Origin of the sequence: Pseudovibrio flavus, from assembly GCF_009711345.1 — a bacterium.
GTDB classification, from domain to species: Bacteria; Pseudomonadota; Alphaproteobacteria; order Rhizobiales; family Stappiaceae; genus Pseudovibrio; species Pseudovibrio flavus.
This window is the reverse complement of sequence record NZ_SMMA01000047.1, coordinates 22,242-40,112: the sequence shown is the minus strand read 5'-3', so window position 1 is coordinate 40,112 and position 17,871 is coordinate 22,242. Positions and strand designations below refer to the sequence as shown.

15 protein-coding genes are annotated in these 17,871 nt (G+C 52.7%); 6 read left to right on the top strand and 9 right to left on the bottom strand.

Annotated elements, in window-relative coordinates; all coding sequences use genetic code 11:
• Positions 1 to 83 precede the first annotated feature (83 nt).
• Together E1162_RS01885 and E1162_RS01880 are read left to right on the top strand one after the other, a co-directional pair.
• Positions 84 to 905 carry a helix-turn-helix domain-containing protein gene (locus E1162_RS01885; RefSeq protein ID WP_155126041.1) on the top strand — a complete coding sequence of 274 codons (822 nt, stop codon included), beginning with the start codon at positions 84 to 86 and terminating at the stop codon, positions 903 to 905.
• 285 nt (positions 906 to 1,190) lie between these two features.
• Positions 1,191 to 1,988 carry a TerC family protein gene (locus E1162_RS01880; RefSeq protein WP_155126039.1) on the top strand — a complete coding sequence of 266 codons (798 nt, stop codon included), beginning with the start codon at positions 1,191 to 1,193 and terminating at the stop codon, positions 1,986 to 1,988.
• A gap of 101 nt (positions 1,989 to 2,089) precedes the next feature.
• On the opposite strand, the gene E1162_RS01875 is transcribed toward E1162_RS01880, so the two are convergent.
• Positions 2,090 to 3,553 carry a Na+/H+ antiporter family protein gene (locus E1162_RS01875; RefSeq protein WP_155126037.1) on the bottom strand — a complete coding sequence of 488 codons (1,464 nt, stop codon included), beginning with the start codon at positions 3,551 to 3,553 and terminating at the stop codon, positions 2,090 to 2,092.
• A 199-nt stretch (positions 3,554 to 3,752) separates the two neighbouring features.
• Between E1162_RS01875 and E1162_RS01870 the strand changes: the two genes are divergently transcribed.
• The gene (locus tag E1162_RS01870; RefSeq protein ID WP_155126035.1) at positions 3,753 to 4,772 is read left to right on the top strand and encodes a LacI family DNA-binding transcriptional regulator; all 1,020 of its coding nucleotides are present in this window, start codon (positions 3,753 to 3,755) and stop codon (positions 4,770 to 4,772) included.
• A 62-nt stretch (positions 4,773 to 4,834) separates the two neighbouring features.
• Here E1162_RS01870 and E1162_RS01865 read toward each other — a convergent pair whose 3' ends face one another.
• Complete coding sequence (locus E1162_RS01865; protein WP_155126033.1) at positions 4,835 to 6,919, bottom strand: FAD-dependent oxidoreductase; 2,085 nt, start codon at positions 6,917 to 6,919, stop codon at positions 4,835 to 4,837.
• Positions 6,920 to 7,268: 349 nt separating this feature from the next.
• On the opposite strand from E1162_RS01865, the gene E1162_RS01860 reads away from it, so the two are divergent.
• Positions 7,269 to 8,024, top strand: coding sequence for an inositol monophosphatase family protein (locus E1162_RS01860; RefSeq protein WP_257098581.1), 756 nt, complete (start codon positions 7,269 to 7,271; stop codon positions 8,022 to 8,024).
• A 112-nt stretch (positions 8,025 to 8,136) separates the two neighbouring features.
• On the opposite strand, the gene E1162_RS01855 is transcribed toward E1162_RS01860, so the two are convergent.
• The 7 genes from E1162_RS01855 to E1162_RS01825 form a co-directional block, all read right to left on the bottom strand.
• Positions 8,137 to 8,346 carry a cold-shock protein gene (locus E1162_RS01855; RefSeq protein WP_155126032.1) on the bottom strand — a complete coding sequence of 70 codons (210 nt, stop codon included), beginning with the start codon at positions 8,344 to 8,346 and terminating at the stop codon, positions 8,137 to 8,139.
• Between the two features lie 311 nt (positions 8,347 to 8,657).
• A complete protein-coding gene (locus tag E1162_RS01850; RefSeq protein WP_155126031.1) occupies positions 8,658 to 9,398 on the bottom strand; it encodes a DUF554 domain-containing protein in 741 nt (246 codons plus the stop codon).
• Between the two features lie 232 nt (positions 9,399 to 9,630).
• Positions 9,631 to 10,341, bottom strand: a complete 711-nt coding sequence (locus tag E1162_RS01845; protein ID WP_371311760.1) for a FadR/GntR family transcriptional regulator — start codon at positions 10,339 to 10,341, stop codon at positions 9,631 to 9,633.
• 97 nt (positions 10,342 to 10,438) lie between these two features.
• Entirely contained in the window at positions 10,439 to 11,725 is a 1,287-nt protein-coding gene (locus tag E1162_RS01840; RefSeq protein WP_155126029.1) for a TRAP transporter large permease, read from the bottom strand.
• Entirely contained in the window at positions 11,725 to 12,237 is a 513-nt protein-coding gene (locus E1162_RS01835; RefSeq protein ID WP_155126028.1) for a TRAP transporter small permease, read from the bottom strand. Before E1162_RS01835 ends, E1162_RS01840 begins: the two co-directional genes overlap by 1 nt.
• 115 nt (positions 12,238 to 12,352) lie before the next feature.
• Positions 12,353 to 13,345, bottom strand: coding sequence for a TRAP transporter substrate-binding protein (locus tag E1162_RS01830; protein ID WP_257098580.1), 993 nt, complete (start codon positions 13,343 to 13,345; stop codon positions 12,353 to 12,355).
• 46 nt (positions 13,346 to 13,391) lie between these two features.
• The gene (locus E1162_RS01825) at positions 13,392 to 14,483 is read right to left on the bottom strand and encodes a mandelate racemase/muconate lactonizing enzyme family protein (RefSeq protein WP_155126026.1); all 1,092 of its coding nucleotides are present in this window, start codon (positions 14,481 to 14,483) and stop codon (positions 13,392 to 13,394) included.
• A gap of 476 nt (positions 14,484 to 14,959) precedes the next feature.
• On the opposite strand from E1162_RS01825, the gene E1162_RS01820 reads away from it, so the two are divergent.
• On the top strand, positions 14,960 to 17,353 hold the full coding sequence (locus tag E1162_RS01820) for a heavy metal translocating P-type ATPase (RefSeq protein ID WP_155126091.1): 2,394 nt from the start codon (positions 14,960 to 14,962) through the stop codon (positions 17,351 to 17,353).
• A 9-nt stretch (positions 17,354 to 17,362) separates the two neighbouring features.
• Positions 17,363 to 17,749 (top strand): Cu(I)-responsive transcriptional regulator, encoded by a 387-nt coding sequence (cueR, locus tag E1162_RS01815; RefSeq protein ID WP_155126025.1) that lies wholly within the window; start codon positions 17,363 to 17,365, stop codon positions 17,747 to 17,749.
• Positions 17,750 to 17,871: the final 122 nt, after the last annotated feature.

The following is a 17,871-nucleotide window of genomic DNA, read 5'->3' as shown; positions in this document are numbered from 1 at the left end:
GCGCGAATGTACTCAAGGGCGCGAACGCCGTATTTCGCTATGGGGACATTTTATTTCTAAAAACGGTCATTCTGGTTGGGGCGATGGTGAAGGACTATTTGAAGGCGCTGCGTGATACCGATATGCCTTTGGTTGCCTTGCATATGCAGGGCAATGAGGCCGATGCCGGACTTCCTGTTCACCGCCACCGCAAGGGGCAACTTGTGATGCCGGAAAGCGGTTATGTGACCTGCCGCATCCATGAAGGGCTATGGATGGTGCCCGCTGGCAGCGCGCTCTGGATACCCGGCGGCGTTCCGCACACCAACCATGTCAGCTCGGAAGGCTCCTGCTATGTGTTGCTGGTAGAGCCAGACGTTACCGCGATGCCGGAGGTTGGGCATACGCTTTCGCTCACCCCGCTTCTTAGGGAAATGATTATCTATCTTGCGGAGGGCTCACATGCGAGCGGTGAGGGCGCTTCGGCACAGGGCTCCATCAATGAGCGCCTTTCTGCGATACTCGTGGACCTTCTTCCGACCATGCCAAGGGAAGAGTTCTATTTTCCTACCCCCCATGAACCTCGCCTGCAAAAAATCGCCACAGCCTTGATGAAGGACCCAGCAGACCGGCGTACAGTTGCATCGTGGGCGACGGACTTTGGCATGAGCGAGAGGACGCTGGCCCGCCTTGTGCACCAGCATGTAGGGGTAACATTTGGCCAGTGGCGCAGCCAGTTGCGCATCATCATAGCCTTGCAGCAGCTTTCCATGGGTGTTGCGGTGCAGGTCGTTGCCGAGAACTTGGGCTATGAGTCGTGCAGCGCCTTTATTACCTTTTTCAAAAAGGTTTCCGGCAAATCTCCGCGCCGTTACATGCGCACCGTTCAAAGGGAAAGAGAAAAGGCAGGCGTTATAGAGCTTTGATGCAATTTAAGTTTGTATTTTTCTATTACTGATTGCGCATGTATCCGTTTGAATACGTAATGGTTGCCAGTATCGCAAAATAATTTCTAATCAGCTCTTGTAAGTGACTTTCGCTTCACCAGATCTTTGTGATCGGTCTAACCCAAAATGGGGTGGTCGGCGCATGGGCTCAGGACCGGTGTAGCGTAGCGCCCCACCTCGATGTAGAGGTACTTTACTTCAAATGGACGACCCTTCTTGTCGACCGAACATCACCTTTGCTTCTTTTTATAAGGAGCATACGACATGCTAGAACTTCTGACCGATCCGCAAGCATGGGCGATCTTTCTTACACTCTTCGGCCTTGAACTCATTTTGGGTGTAGACAACGTTGTCTTCATCTCGGTGCTTTGTGAGCGCTTGCCAGTGCACCAGCGCCGGATGGCCCGTAACTTGGGTATCGGCCTTGCAGTGATCTCCCGTATCTTGCTGTTGCTTTCCATCGCGTGGGTTATGTCGCTAACTGCACCCATCTTCACAATGATGGGTATGGAAATCAGTGGCCGTGACCTCATTCTCATCGGCGGTGGTGCCTTCTTGCTTCTCAAGAGCTTGAAGGAGCTTAAGCTGCTTTTGAGCTACTCGGAGGATGACCACGCCCCGCATTTGGTTAACGGCCTTACAATCGTGTTGTTGCAGATTGTTGCGATGGACGCGGTGTTCTCTATGGACTCCGTTATCACCGCGATTGGCCTAACCAATGACATCCCGATTATGGTTGCAGCGATCATTGCTTCAGCGGTTATCATGTTGCTCTCGGCCAAAACCATCAGCCAGCTGGTAACAGATCATCCGGGCCTGAAAACACTGGCTTTGATGTTCCTTGTGCTGCTTGGCGGTCTGCTTATGGCAGAAGGTTTCGAGTTCCACATCAACAAGGGTTACGTCTACTTCGCGATGGCGTTTGGCCTGTTGCTTGAACTCTGCCACATCAAGCTGGCGAAGAAGCAGGCAGCGGTAGCCGCGCAAAAAGAGAAGATGGCCGCATCTAAACGCAAAACCGATCAGCTGGAATGCAAAGCGGAACTGCTTCCAGCGAAATAAGCGCGGAGCTTGCCCCATGGCTCTGCTGCTAAAAGAGAAAGCCTCCCGAGTGATCGGGAGGCTTTCTTCGTTTTATCTGGCTGGTTTATAGGCTTTGTCTGTTAGAGGATCATCACCGCAACCCACGCGAACAGCACCATTCCGAAGTTGGCGTGAATGAAGGTCGGGATAACAGAGTCCTTGATATGATCGTGCTGGCCATCAGCATTAAGGCCCGATGTTGCACCAAGCGAGATGGTGGAGGCTGGAGAGCCTGCATCACCCAAAGCTGCCGCAGCACCCAGCAGAGCAACGGTTGCCAGCGGTGAGAAGCCGAGGGTCAAAGCCAGCGGCACATAGATCGGCGCAAGAATTGGCACGGAGGCAAAGCTGTCGCCAAAACCGATGGTGATGAACAAGCCAACCAGCAGCATGATGAACGCGGCCATTGCTTTGTTGTCGCCAATGATTTCGGCAGAAGCGCGGATAAGCGGGTCAATCTCTCCGGTTGCTCGCAGTACGCCAGCAAAGCCGGAGGCGATGGTGATGATAACTGCGATCTGCACCATCATGCGCATACCGTCAGTGAAGACATCGTCCTGCTCCGACCATTTGAAAATGCCGGAGACGGAGAGGATCAAGAAGCCGATCATGCCGCCAATCAGCAGCGAATCAAAGCGGATCTGGCAGTAAAGCGCCACAGCAAGCGCGGCCAAAGTGCCAAGCAACTGGCCAAAGTTCAGCTTAACGCCCTGTGCGTTTTCAAGATGCTCAAGCGCGGCTTTGGTGGTCACATAATCACGCGGCTTGCGGTAGGTGATGAACACTGCGACCAGCATACCGGCAACGATACCCATAACCGGAAGGAACATGGCCTTTGGCGCGTCAGCTGCCGTCATTGAAAGGCCGTAGGCAGCGCCAACCTCGTTGACGTTTGGCACCAGAATTTCATGCAGGTAAATGGCACCAAAGCCGGTTGGCAGTAGCAGATAGCTGGTGGAAATAGAGCAGGCGAGAATGCAGGCGACGGCGCGGCGATCAAGGCGCAGCTTGTTAAACACCACCAGCAACGGCGGGATCATAACCGGAATAAAGGCAATATGAACCGGCACAAGGTTTTGCGACATGAGCGAGGCCGCAATGAAGATGGCGAACAGCAACCACTTAACGCCGGAGAGGGCATCTTCTTTGCGTGAGCCGATCATACGGGCGATCCACTGCGCGAAGAGGTCGAGAATACCGGAGCGGGCGATGGCAACTGCAAATGCGCCGATCATCACGTAAGTCATGCCGACTTGCGAGCCGGTAAGCAGGTTGTTGTTGAGAGCGCCAACGGCCTCTTCAACGGAAAGGCCGCTATGGAGGCCACCCAAGACAGCAGCGGTGATAAGGGCAATGGCAACCGGAACACGCAGCAGGCACAGCGCGATCATAAGCGTAATGCTAAGTAAAACTGCGTTAACGTGATAGCCGATGAGTGTTGTGAATACGTAAAAACCAAGAAAAGCTGCGGTAACCGGCAGCGCTGTCTTGTACTTGTATTTATCTGATTCAGATAGATTATTGGTGAAACTTTGAATTGCCATGCAAGCCCCCAAGCCCCCGTGCATTATAGTCTGCTGTGGCATAGACATAGATATGTTCAAGTTCAAACGTGTATTTACCTAAACGGCTTTGGTCTGATATCTAGAAATTTGCAAGCAACAATGAAATTTTACTCAAGACATGCTTTTGATGGTGTAGGAGCGCCCTTTCACCAGAACGTTCTTTTGGTAGAGAGGGTCTATGGCGAAGCAAGGCACTAAAGTTACGGTTGCAGACATTGCAAAGAAGGCAGGTGTTTCGGTTGCAACTGTCTCCAACGCTATGAACGGTACTGGCCGTATGGCTGAAGCGACCCGTGAAAAGGTACGCAAGGCCATGGATGAGCTGGGCTTTGTGCGCGATTATTCCGCTGCCAAGCTGCGTACTGGTCGCTCCCGCCTCGTGGGCGTGCTTATTCAGGATGTTGCGAACCCGTTTTATGGTGAGTTTTCAGCAACTTTCGAGGCGGTGCTAACCCGCAGAGGCTTTCTGCCCATCCTTGCAAATATCGGGGAAGATCGTGAGCGGCAGGCCAGCATGATTGCCGAGGTGCTCGCTCACGGCGTTGCCGGTATGGTGATCAGCCCTTGCGCCAGCAGCATCGCCAAGGATTTAGCGCCCATTATCAATCAAAGAATTCCGTGCGTTACATTCGTTCGTGAGGTAGATGGCCTACCGTTCGATTTCGTTGGTGCGGATGATTATGAAGGTGCAGCGCTGGCAGCACGGCAGTTTCTTGCAGACGGCCATCGTAACTTCGCAGTGATTGGCGGCTTGGAAGAAACAACCACGGGCCATCTTCGTGTTAAGGGCTTCGTCGAGACCTTGAAGAGCGAAGGCATCGCTGAAGAGAATATACATGTGGTGCAAGGTCCGCAGTCTCGTGCGTTCGGCAGGCAGGGCGCAGAAGAGTTGCTGAAAAGCGGCGCTGCGTTTACTGCCGTCTTCTGTCACAACGATCTCGTTGCCATGGGTGCATCGGCGGGCTTCATCGAAAATGGTCGCCACATCGGCAAAGACCTCTCTCTCATCGGCTTTGATAATTTGCCGGAAGCCGAATTGTGGTCGCCGCCGCTCACCAGCGTTGAAATTGGTCCCCGTTCCATCGGCGATCAGGTCGCGGAATGGCTGGTAGAGCGGATGGAAGGGCAGAGCGGGCCGGCGCGCGCCACGCGGCTGAGGCCACGCCTTGTGGTTCGCAAGTCCACAGTGACGGCCTAGATAAAGAAAAACCGCTGCCCGAAAGCAGCGGTTTCTTTTTGTATTCATTAGCGTTTTAGAGCTTAGCTCTCGTAGATATCGCCTTTCAGGAAGCCACCCCAACCCTTTTCGAAGAACACAGGGCTCTTGTCGCGGGCGCGCAGGGTGCGCTCTGAACAAACGATCTTGTCGCCTTCGTAGGTGACGATGATCTTCTTCGCCTTATCCGCATCCTGTTCTGGACGATAAGCGAAGTCGGAAAGCACGCCGCTACGGATCTGCGGAACGATAGTGGAGGTCTCGTCGTAGATCATACGAGCGCCGCGGCTACCACCGCCGTTGCTGATGTAGTGGTCCAAAGCGGTAAGAACAGCAGCTGAAGAAAGAGCCATCTGCTTCCACATGAAGTAGTCAGCGCTGCGGTTTTCTGTCTCCAGAGCAAGGCCGCCGCCAAGGATTGTCTGCCAAAGAGCAGTTGCTTCACCGCTTGCGTTTGCAGTGGACGGACCATCACAGATGAAACCAGCGCTGTCGCTCATACGTGCCTGAATTTCATCACGCATTGCCGCGATCTTGATTGCTGCATCACCTGCCTTGGCTGCTTCCAGCTCTGCAAACAGAGGTGCAACAGCTTCAAGGTGGCTGTCGCCAAGGCTTTCATCCCAAGCGCGGTCTTTGTGTTCGATGTGCTTTGCAACACGCATACCGAAGACCTGACCGGAAGTGAGAGCAGAACCGCCCGGACGGGTTACGCCGTGCGTACTTGCAGCTTCACCAACAGCGTAAACGCCTTCAAGGTTCGTGCGGCCCCAATGGTCGATGTCGATACCGCCGTTCATGTGCTGGTTGTTGACGGTCATCAGAAGCGGCTCTTTGGTCACGTCGATACCGTTCATACGGTAGAGTTCGATCGCCAGAGGGTTCATCTGAATGAGACGGTCAATCGGCAGTTCGCCAAGCGCCTCGTTGTTTTCAAGGTAGGAACGAACATCCGCATCGAGGTTGTCGAGGGAGAACGGCTCTGCGCCTTCAACCGGCAGCGGGTTCCGCAGGAAGTCGAGGTAAACCTTACGGCCCTTCTTGATTTCCAGATGAACCGCGATGTCCATCAGCGAGGAACCGAAGTCCAGCATGCGAGATGCGTGGAACGGCCACTGGTAGCCCTTACGGAACACGTTGGAAACCATCTCGCGGGTGGTGCGGTAGTAGTCGGACAAGAAGTTGTATTCATTGCCGTCTTCGTCGCGAGAGAAGACGTAAGGCATAACCTGAACGTAGGTGCCGGAAAGGTTCCACGGGAAGGTGTAGCGCGGGGTGCCGATACCGAACTGGCTTTCAGTCAGGTTGGAAAGGGTGATGCCTGCTTCCAGCGCAAGGCCGAGAGAGCCATAGCACTTTTTAGGATAGGCGCTGTCGCGGTACATTTCACCCGGACCGCCGGTGGCGATAACCAGCTCGTCACATTCAATAACTGCAAGGCCGTATGGGTTCAGGTCATCGCTTTTGGTTGCCACAACAAGGCCGCATGCCTTCTTGTTTTCGCCTTCGCCAGTGGTGAGGATCTGAACGCCTGCTGCGTTGGTCAGCACAGGAATGCCAAGGCGTTTGGTTTCCTGCAGCAGTACCTTCACCATCAAGCGGGAGGTGCGTGGACCACAGCTGGTAGCGCGGCCGTATTCGTCATGGTCGGTCTGGTAGCGCAGAACGCCGCCAAGGTTATCTTCAGGCAGCTCAAGGCCGATGTACTGAAGGCCAGCCATTGCGTTGATGGAGCCAACTGCCTCGGTGTAGGCCACGTCTTCGTCCATGCAGCCGCCGGAGCTGAGGTCTTTTGCCAGAACTTCGAAGTTATCGCCATTACGGCTGGTAGAAGCGGTGTGAATGGTCTGCTTGTCGGAACCGGAGCAAGCGGAAGTGCCCATGTACATACCGCCGGTCGCGACCAGAACATCGCGGCCACGGCGCTTCAGCTCACACGCAGCGCGAAGGCCTGCTGCGCCCGTACCCAGAACGAGGGATTGGCAGCGGTACACTTCGGTCGCATAGCCGGAGATGACAGCAACACGATCTGGCTCAGGGCTCTCGAAACCGCGTGGCATGGTTACACGGGTGAGGCTTTCCAGAATTTCAGGGCTGATAGAAGACGACTGGGTGGCACGTTCAGTCATGATCGGTTCCATTATCTGTTTATGAGGGCATTCTTGAGGAACCCTCTTTGGTTAATCGATTAATCAAATATCACCAATTGAGATATCAGGCCATCCGATAAATTGCGTGCTCGGAGGTAGATGATCTCTAAATCGCCTTATTAGTGGCTTTCATAGGCTGCTTGGAGTGTTTGAGTAACTCATGCGCTCCACAGCCTGTGATTGCAAAGTAGTGCCAAGGGTACTGTTACCAAGTTGCCATTTGTCACAAACTGAACAATACCAGCAGCGTAGATTAACAGGTGCCTCAACGGCATCTTGTAAGAGTAAAAGGCAGCAATACTGTCCTAATTGCGCCGCAAGGATCAATATGATGCACCAAGAAATACTGCAAAGAGCTATTGAAATAGCCAAGGATGCGGGTCGTTTGGCGCTTGAACACTTTAATAACCGAGACAAACTGACAATCGACAACAAAGGCTATCTGGATTTTGTTTCAGAAGCTGACTGTAATGTCGAAGCTTTTATCAAGTCACAGCTTCTGGCTGCGTTTCCGAACCACGGCTTCAAGGGTGAGGAATCAGGCGGTGCGTTTGCGCCCCCATGCTGGGTGATTGACCCGATCGACGGTACCACCAACTTCCTCTATGGCCGCCCTGACTTTTGTATCTCCATGGGCTTTGTGGATGAAGCAGGGCCGGCTATCGGCATCGTTCATGCTCCGGTTCATGGACGCACAGTTTATGCCGTGCGCGGGCAGGGAGCGTTTGAAGATGGCAAGCCGCTGCAGCCGCGTGAAGCCTCTGATACAGAGCTGGTCATTAACCTGACCTTCAACTACAAAACAGGAAATGCCGATGATTTCCTGAAGAAGGTAAACATGATCGTGGCGAACAAATACCAGATCCGCGATTGCGGCTCTGCGGCTTGGGCGCTGTGTCAGGCTGCGATGGGTCAGGTAGACGGCGCCTATAACGGCAACGTCAACATTTGGGACGCGCTCGCTGGTCTCTTGATCTGTAAGGAAGCGGGCTTGGAAGCGCGGGACTTCTTTGAGGAGAAGGGCAGCATGTATGCCTACCCGAAGGGCTCTCCGCTCAAGGACATTCTCGTACCGATGTTTTGATAGCCATCAGCATCACGGCACAAAAAAAGGTCAGGCGATCGCCTGACCTTTTTTATTTCGTAGACCTTTTAGAGAGCGGCAAACGCACGCGCCCTAATTAGTCAAAACTCTATTAGAGAGCCTGCAGGTTAGCTGCGGACATTTTGCCCGAACGCTTGTCCTGGATCAGCTCGTAGCTGACTTTCTGGCCTTCCTGCAGTTCGCTCATGCCAGAGCGTTCTACTGCGGAGATGTGAACGAAAGCGTCTGCGCCGCCATCGTCAGGCTGGATGAAGCCGTAACCTTTAGTGGTGTTGAACCATTTAACTGTGCCAGTGGTCATATCGAACCCTTCCTTAGCAAATTTAGTCTGTGCAACGTGAAAATTCATGCTGCGTGGTTAGTCACGATTTTTGAAAGGGAAGTTCGTCCGTAGCGCGCCATTCGTCGCGTAGTACCAAAGCTCAGCATGCAAAAGATCGCTGAAGGAATGTTTATTCATGTTCCAAGCGGCTGTCAACGGATAGTTGAGCACCGTTCCCCCTAGTTTTATTAGGTCTTTGGCTTCTTATGGAAAACTCACAGAGATTTGATATGTCAAAAACTGCCTAAGCGTCATTTTTAGGCGTTGTGAGTCCCGCAGCAGCCAACTTTTTAGCATACTGAATCAATCCATGGCACGATGACGCTGCACCAAAGCGCTGAGAGCGGCATGACGATCAGAAGGCCGGGAAGAAGGTTGGCAATTGGGAACGAGCGGATTCCGGCAATTCTAAAACCCGTTGCGAGCATGATGATGCCGCCTAAAGCGCTAAAGTCCGCAATCATCACCGGAGTTGTAAGCGCCATTACCTGCTGTCCGAGTAGATAGAGCATTCCTTGAAGGGCTAGCTGCGGAATAGCAATAAGGGCGACTGACACACCAAGCGTCGTGGCAAAAATGGCAGCAGTGCAAAGGTCCAAAAAGGCTTTGGCTATGAGAATGGACGGGTCGCCAGTGATGCCCTCGCTCATAGAGCCGAACACCCCGGTACCAGAGGCAACAAACAGAACGAGAATGCCGACGAACATGTCGAGGAACTCGCTTTGGGAAACTTGGGCCTCGCTCTTTTGCGGGACGACCTTATCAATCAACCTACGGCATTTGAGCGCGCCTCGACTGATGTTCTGTTCCAGATTGAACATTTCGCCGAATATTGCGCCAATGATGAGGGCCATCACAACAGCCGGTAGCGTCTCCATCTTACCGATCATAACAACACCCATCGCCATGGAGGCGACGCCGAATGTTAGCGGCAAATTGGTGCGGTACTTTGCTGGCAGGCGGTCACCCAAGAAACCACCAATAAGGCCGCCAATCAGAGTGGCAGTTGCGTTAACGACAGGCCCGATCATGCAAAGTCCTCGGCATATATTTTTATGGGTTGGGGCGCTGTTTCTCCGCAGCGTAGAACGCCACAGATAAGGTGAACTGCCCTAGAGCTACTGTTAGGCAGGCCTGCGTTTTCGTACCAGTTGGATAAATCCCTAGTATCGTTAGGTTCTGTGTGAATACAGCGCGGAAGCGCACCACAAAAAAAGCGCCCGTGATGGGCGCTTTGGATCGTTTACAGCCGTTGGCAGCGGGTTAGCTACGGTTACGGATATCTTCTTCAAAGAAGGAAATGTGCGCGCGCATGGCTTCGCGGGCTGCATTAGGGTTACGAGAGCGAACTGCATCCAGAACGTGACGGTGCTCCCTCAAGCCTTTTTGAACCGCTACATGCGGCAGCATGTTGTAGAGGCCACGCACGAGATTGATGCCGATAAGGATTTGCGGGCGGATCGCTTGAAAGATCGCCACGCCAAACTCGTTCTTCGATGCCTTCATGATGGAGAGGTGGAAGTTAAGGTCGTCGTCTACGGAGCCGAGGGAATGAGGTCCATCGCGTACAATCCGCGCCAAGGCATCTTCCATGGCCTCCATGTCTTCATCGTCCCAGCGCTCAGCGGCAAGGGCTGCCATCTCACCTTCAAAGAACACTCGGGCTTCATGGCATTTGAGCACGTCGCTCATGCCGTTGATCTGAAAGCTCTCGATCGGGTTAGGCGGCAAGGTCGGTTCCTGCTGCTTGTCTCGCCCTTTAATGACGAAACTGCCGGAGCCGCGGATGGTCTCAATCAGGCCATCGTCTCTGAGCTGCTCCATCACATTGCGGATTACAGAGCGCGAAACGCCAAACTCTTCGCCCAATGTGATTTCTGTTGGCAGCTTGAGGCCCTCTGGAAACTCGCCGGAGTCGATCTTGTCGGCAATGGCCATGTAAACACGGGTGGCCAATTTTGGGGGACGAACCACTGAAGACCTCGAATGGATGTTGTATTGAATTGACGAACTCCATGGCAGGTGGTCCGCCATGGAGTATGCTTATGAGCTATAAAATAACTAGTCGGTACTATTTTGCCAAGCTCGGCAAGAGGGTTGAGAGCTGCGGAACATAGGTAACCAACAGCATTGAGACCATCATTGCATAGAGGAACGGTACAACTTTGCGGATGATCGCTTCCACCTTCACGCCGGATATGGTGGAGGCAACGAACAGGTTGATACCCACCGGAGGCGTACAGAAGCCAATCGCAAGGTTACAGGTCATGATGATACCGAAGTGCATTGGATCAACACCGACAGATGTTGCAACCGGAAGCAGGATTGGCGCCAGAATGATAATGGCTGCAACAGGTTCCATGAACATACCAACCACGAGCAGAAGCAGGTTGATAAGCAACATGATGATGAACATGTTGTTGGAGATGTCCATGATGAACTCTGCCAGATGAACCGGAACCTGCTGAATGGTCAGCAAGCGGCCAAAGGCAAACGCCATCACCACCATGATCATAACGGTCGCAGAAACCATACCGCTCTTGATGAGGATTTCAGGCAGTTCGGAAAGCTTGATCTCTTTGTAGATGATCACACTCACGAACAGCGCATAGATCACAGCAACGCCTGCTGCTTCTGTTGGGGTAAAGATACCGCCATAGATACCGCCCAGAATGATAACCGGAACGATAAGCGCCCAGATGCCGCTTTTGCCATCGCCCGCATCCATGGATGCAATTGCGTCTTCAGAAACCCTGCTCTCGTCGTAGTTGCCGTTCACGATCAAGCGGGCAACGATCATGTAGGAAATACCGAAGAGAATACCCGGCAAGATACCGGCAAGGAACAAGCCGCCGAGGGAAACGTTTGCAGTAACACCGTAGATGATGAGCGGGATCGACGGCGGGATCATAACACCCAGCATACCGGATGCGGAGGTTAGAGCGGCTGCAAAGTCACGGCGGTAACCCCGTTTTTCCATTTCCGGGATCATGTTTGAGCCTATGGCTGCAACAGTTGCCGGAGAAGAGCCGGAAATTGCAGCAAAGAACATGGATGCAAGCACGTTCACATAGGCAAGGCCTGCGCGGAAGCGGCCAACGAGCGAGTTCGCTGTTGCCACGATGCGCTTGGAAAGACCACCCGCAAGCATGATCTCACCGGCCAGAATAAACATAGGAACAGCAACCAGAGGAAAGTTGTCTGCGCCTACAATGGCGTTTTTGATGAAGAGGCTGGAGTTCGGCGTTCCCGGCACGAATTCCATAACAAGAACAGTGGCAAGGCCGATACCAACACCCAAAGGTGTACCGGCAAGAATTGCGACAAAGAAAATGCCGAAGAGAAGTGCGACACTCATTAGTCAGTTCCCTTCATTGCCTTGAGAGACTTTACGTCTTCTGCGGTCACTTGAATGAGACGATAGGCGGAAAGCAGTGCGCCGAACGGCAGCGTTGCATACATCCAGATAACGCTGACGCGGCCGCCGATGAGTGGCCATTCCAGCACAACAGAAGTCTGGCGCATGATGAATGGCATGGTGGCCTGCTTGTAGCCAAGGTACGTGATCCAGAAGAAGAACACGATCATGACGACGTTGACGATCAGCGCTACGATCATAGCGGATCGCTTGGGCAAAAGGTCTACAAGTACGGTGATGTTGATGTGGGCCCGTACCTTGAATGCATAGGCAATGCCTATCCAGATGCACCAGAGGAAAGTCCAGCGAACAAATTCTTCAGACCATACGAGAGAGTTCTGCAACACGTAACGCATGAAGACCTGAAGGCCGATGAGAACGACCATGGAACCCATTGCCCAGGCAATGAACCATCTTTCAAAGTTCTCGTCTAATAGCTTGAGAAAACGCATGGGTAGACTCAGGTGTTATGGGGGGAGACAAGCGCTGATTGGCTTGAAACAGGGATCCCGCCGCACCAGGTACGGCGGGAGTTTTAAAGGGCAAGAGCCCTGGAGGAAATACGAGTTAGCTTGCGTTCTTCACAGCGGTCAGGAGCGCGTCGTATGCGTCCTTACCAACCATTTCAGAAAGCTCACCTTCGATTTCGGCAACAGATGCCTGGAATGCAGCCATCTCTTCTGCTGTCAGTTCGTTCACTGCGGTGCCAGCTGCCTTGATGGTTTCAAGGTATTCAGCTTCTTCACTTTCAATGATGTCGATCTGGTACTTCAGGGCATCCTGCAGGGTTGCAGTCACGGTTGACTGAATGTCTTCAGGCAAAGCGGCGTAGTTGTCCGGGTTCATCAGAACGATGTACGCGCTGTAAACGTGGTTGGTGAGGGAAACGTACTTCTGCACCTCGTACATGCGGTTCATCGCAATGTTAGTGAGAGGGTTTTCCTGACCGTCTACAACCTTCTGCTGAAGAGCGGAGTAAAGCTCGGAGAACGCCATTGGGGTTGGGTTTGCGCCCATGTGCTGGAAGGCGGCGATGTGCGCGTCTACCTGCATGGTTCTCAGCTTGATGCCCTGGAAGTCTTCAGGTTTATGGATCGGACGGGTGTTGTTGGTTGCATGGCGGAAACCGTTTTCAAACCAGCCAACAGTCTTCAGACCCATTGGTTCCAAGCGTGCATTAAGGAACTCACCGAACTCGCCACCCAGAACCTTCAAAGCTACGTCGCGGTTAGGGAACACGTATGGCAGTTCAGGAGCTGCGAACGCTGTGTCCCAAGGAGCGAGCTTGGATACGGTTGGAATGGAGATGTCCAGAGTGCCTTCCTGGGTAAGCTCGATGAGCTCACGGTCAGTACCCATCTGACCACCCGGATAGAGTACAACTTCTACTCGTCCATCGGTGCGCTTAGCCATTTCCTGCTGGAAGTAAAGCGCTGCACGGTTCAGGTGGTTTTCTTCACCTGGTGCTTCATGAGCAACAGAAATGGTGAAGTCAGCAGCTGCTGCAAGTGCAGTGGTAGCAAGAAGGGCGGCAGGCACAAGTGCAAGTAGTTTTTTCATTTTTGCTATTCTCCCGTTAAGCAAAAGTTCCTTGATGCAGAACTTGTTAGATTTTGGTGCGGTACTGTTCCAGACGTTCGAAGTCGAGTTCAACACCGTGACCTGGACGGTTTGGCGCTGTTGCAAAGCCGTCATCGAAAGTGAGCGGATCTTTGAGGAAGCGTTCCAGACCGAAGCCGTGAATTTCCAGATAGGTTGCGTTTGGAACAGCAGCCAGAAGCTGGATGTTGAGGTCGTGTACGCCGTGAGAAGTAACTTTGAGGTTGTAGGATTCTGCCAGACGGGCAATCTTCAGCCATGGGGTAACACCACCACAGGTGCCAACGTCAGGTTCTACAAAAGTTACGCCTTCAGCGCTGATGAGATGGCGGAATTCTTCAAGGTTATGGAAGTTTTCGCCCGCTGCAATTGCTACGCCGCCTTCACGCTGAATGCGTGCATAGCCGGTGATATCGTCAGGGTTGGTTGGTTCTTCCAACCAGTGGATGTTGAAGTCAGCGAACTTGCGAGCTGCCTGAATAGCATGGTCAACAGACCAGACCATGTTTGCATCAACCATGAAGGTGATATCGTCGCCGATGAGTTCACGAACAGCGCGTACACGATCAACGTCTTCAGAAAGCTTCTCGCGGCCAACCTTCATCTTGATGGCTTTAAGGCCCTTAGCAAGGTTGTCTTCAGTCTGCTGAAGCAGCTGGTCAATAGGCATCTGAAGGTCGATACCGCCTGCGTATGCTTTAACGCGTGGGTTGTTGCCGCCCATCAGTTTCCAAAGAGGGGATTTCACTTTGCGTGCTTTGAGGTCCCAAAGGGCAACGTCAACAGCTGCAATAGCGAAGGAAGCAAGACCGCCGCGGCCCACAAAGTGCAGGTGCCACCAGACTTTCTGCCACAGGTTCTCAATGCAGTCCGCGTCTTTGTTAAGAAGCATTGGAACAATGTCTTCTTCGATCAGAACCGCACAAGCGCGGGAACCGGCATTCACGGTGTAGGTGTAGCCAAGACCTTCGTTACCGTCTTCGTCGGTAATACGAACGGTAACCAGACCGAAGTGGGTCATGATGCCATGGGTAGAGTCCGACAGCACGGTTGGCAGCGGAATCATAAAGTGATCGACTTGTACGTTTTTAATTGTCATTTCCAGATCTCATGAATGCAATCAATACGGGAAGGTGATGCGGTTACAACACCTGTTGTGCATTAAGAGATGACTCGCTTCCGGCGCCGTGAATAAGTCACCTTATGCCACAATGAAGCCACGGAATCAGAAGGCAGGAAATACGGAATAGCCCTATAAAGGTATAAATAGATCGAATAAGTATGCTTATAAAGATACTCATAACGTACAATTAGCATCTTACCTTAGGAATTTTTCACTTAGAAGTCGTTTTGCAGTCTCTTTTTGGACCTCAGATTTGGATAAAGAGGGAGTTGAGGGGCTTATGTTTGGAGAAAATGGGTTCGGGTTGTTGACGTAGTACGGTTCTGAGAAAGATGTGTTGTTTTGTTAAGGGGCCTTTCACCACTTGCAAACAGAGCAGGGCAGGGGCGCTTGACTTTCCAGCTACTGGAACCACTATGACTTGGGGCAACGTCTAACAGGAGGTTGTCATGATGGATCGTGATGATGCGAAAAACGAAGAGAAACCAGGCTCTTCATGTTGTGGCGGGCATGGGCATGCCCATAGCCACGATGACCACGTAGAAGCCGGAGAAGGCAGTTTTATCGATCCCGTTTGCGGAATGACGGTAAAAGCCAACGCCGGTAAGCCACAGCTTAACTACAAGGGTGAGGACTATCACTTCTGCAGTTCTGGCTGTCACGACAAGTTTGAAAAAGATCCTTACTTCTATCTTTCCGGCAATAACAAGAAGGTAGCGGGCAAGGCCAAAGCGGGAACCTTGTTTACCTGTCCTATGGACCCTGAGATCGTTCAGGAAGGACCGGGAACCTGCCCGATTTGCGGTATGGCTTTGGAGCCAATGGGCGGCGTTTCTGATGAGCCGAACCATGAGCTGATCGACTTTACCCGACGCTTTATCGTTTCCGTTGTTGCCGCTATTCCACTCCTCGTTCTCACTATGGGTCCGATGATCGGTATTCCGATAAGGGATTGGTTTGGTGAGAAGACTGCGCTTTACATTGAGTTTGCTCTGGCAACGCCCGTAGTTCTTTGGGCGGCTCTCCCGTTCTTCCAGCGCGGCTGGCAGTCTGTCGTCACATGGCATTTGAACATGTGGACGCTGATTATGCTCGGCGTTAGTACCGCTTACATTTACAGCGTTGTGGCGACATTCCTACCGAACCTGTTCCCAGATGCCTTGCTTATGGAAAGCGGACACCCCGGCGTTTACTTTGAGGCGGCGGTGGTGATTATCGCGCTGATTTTCGTCGGCCAGCTTCTGGAAATCAAAGCCCGTGAACGCACAGGCGATGCCGTGCGTGCGTTGCTCGACCTCTCTCCAAAAACTGCCCGCCGTGTACTGGATGATGGCAGCGAGTATGACGCGCCGCTGGAAAACATCATGGAAGGCGACAAGCTTCGTGTCCGTCCCGGTGAGCGGGTTCCAACCGATGCGACCATCGTTGAGGGGCACTCCTTCGTTGATGAGAGCATGCTGACGGGTGAGCCTATCCCTGCCGAAAAGCTGGTGGGCGACAAAGTCATTGGCGGTACGCTCAACAAGAACGGAACGTTGGTGGTTGAAGCAGCTTCTGTTGGCGAAGATACAACCCTTTCCAAGATCGTTGCGATGGTAACTTCGGCGCAGCGCTCCAAAGCCCCAATTCAGGGACTGGTGGACAAGGTGGCAGGCTACTTTGTGCCAACCGTTGTTGCTGTGGCTGTAATCGCGTTCATCGCTTGGTACTTCTTTGGTCCGCAGCCTGCGCTCGCTTATGCTGTTATCTCTGCCGTTTCGGTTCTTATCATTGCTTGTCCTTGTGCGCTTGGTCTGGCTACGCCTATGTCCATCACCACGGCCACTGGACGCGCGGCGCAGATGGGTGTTTTGGTGAAGGATGCCGCTGCTCTTGAGCGCCTTTCCAAAGTGGACACCGTCGTTATCGACAAAACCGGTACGCTCACTATGGGCAAGCCTTCGGTGACTGATATCGTGACGTTCGGTGGTCTTGGTGACGATGAAGCTCTCGCGCTTGCAGCGTCTTTGGAGCGCGCCTCCGAGCATCCATTGGGTGAGGCCATCGTTCAGGCAGCAGAAGAGCGCCACTTGAAGCTGGCCCAGCCTGAGCAGTTTGCGACTATTCCCGGCCATGGCGTTGAAGGCACAATTGGCGGCGCAAAAATCGCCATTGGCAACAAAGCAATGATGGTTGCTTCTGGAGCAAACTTTACTGATGCCGAGCAGACGGTTCAGGCGCTCAACAAGAGCGGCAAAACCGCGATGTTCCTTGCCAAAAACGGTAAGCTGGCTGGCGTTATTGCTGTTGCCGATGCCATCAAGGAAGAAGCGGCCAAAGCCGTTAAAGACCTTCAGAACCGCGGCATTACCGTTGTTATGGCAAGTGGCGATAACGAGGATACCGCGCGCGCAGTTGGTAAACAGCTTGGCATTAGCAAAGTTCATTCCGGCGTTCTGCCTAAAGACAAGAAAGCGCTGGTGGAGCAACTGCGGGCTGATGGCTGTGTGGTGGCTATGGCTGGTGATGGCATCAACGATGCGCCAGCTCTTGCAGCTTCCGATATCGGCATTGCCATGGGCACCGGTACAGACGTTGCAATGGAAAGCGCAGGCATTACGTTATTGCGAGGGGATCTTTCCGGCATCTTGCATGCCATTGAGCTTTCCCGTGCGACCATGAAGAATATCCGCGAGAACCTTTTCCTTGCCTTTGTCTACAACTCCCTAGGTGTGCCGATTGCTGCAGGTATTCTGTTCCCGTTCTTCGGTATTCTTCTTTCGCCAATGCTGGCTGCGGCGGCAATGAGCCTGTCCTCTGTCTCTGTTATAAGCAACGCGCTCAGATTGCGCCGCGTGAAACTTTAGGAAGGCCCAATGAATATTAGTGAAGCATCCAAACGCTCGGGGCTTCCAGCCAAAACCATCCGCTATTACGAGGATATCGAGCTGGTTCGTCCAGCTCGAGCGGAGAACGGATATCGTGACTATGCCGATTCCGAAATCGAGCGCCTGACCTTCTTGCGTCAGGCGCGTCATCTCGGTTTTACGATAGACCAGTGCCGTAACCTTCTCGTTCTTTTTGATGATAGTGATCGCGCCAGTGCCGATGTGAAGGCACTGGCTGACAAGCGCATCAAAGAGATAGACCGGAAGATGAAAGAGCTGAAAGCGCTACGTAATACCTTAAGCACCTTGGCAAGAGAATGTCGGGCCGATGAGGGTTCTGACTGTGCAATTCTTGAAGGTCTTAAGAAAAGTTAACTTGACATTTTTTGCAAATAACGCGTTAAGTTAAATGGAATTCGGGCGTAATCACGCTAAAACTTAGAAGGGTATCAGGAGTTTAGTCTCTTCTTATGGTGAGAGTATTCTACCTTTTGTTG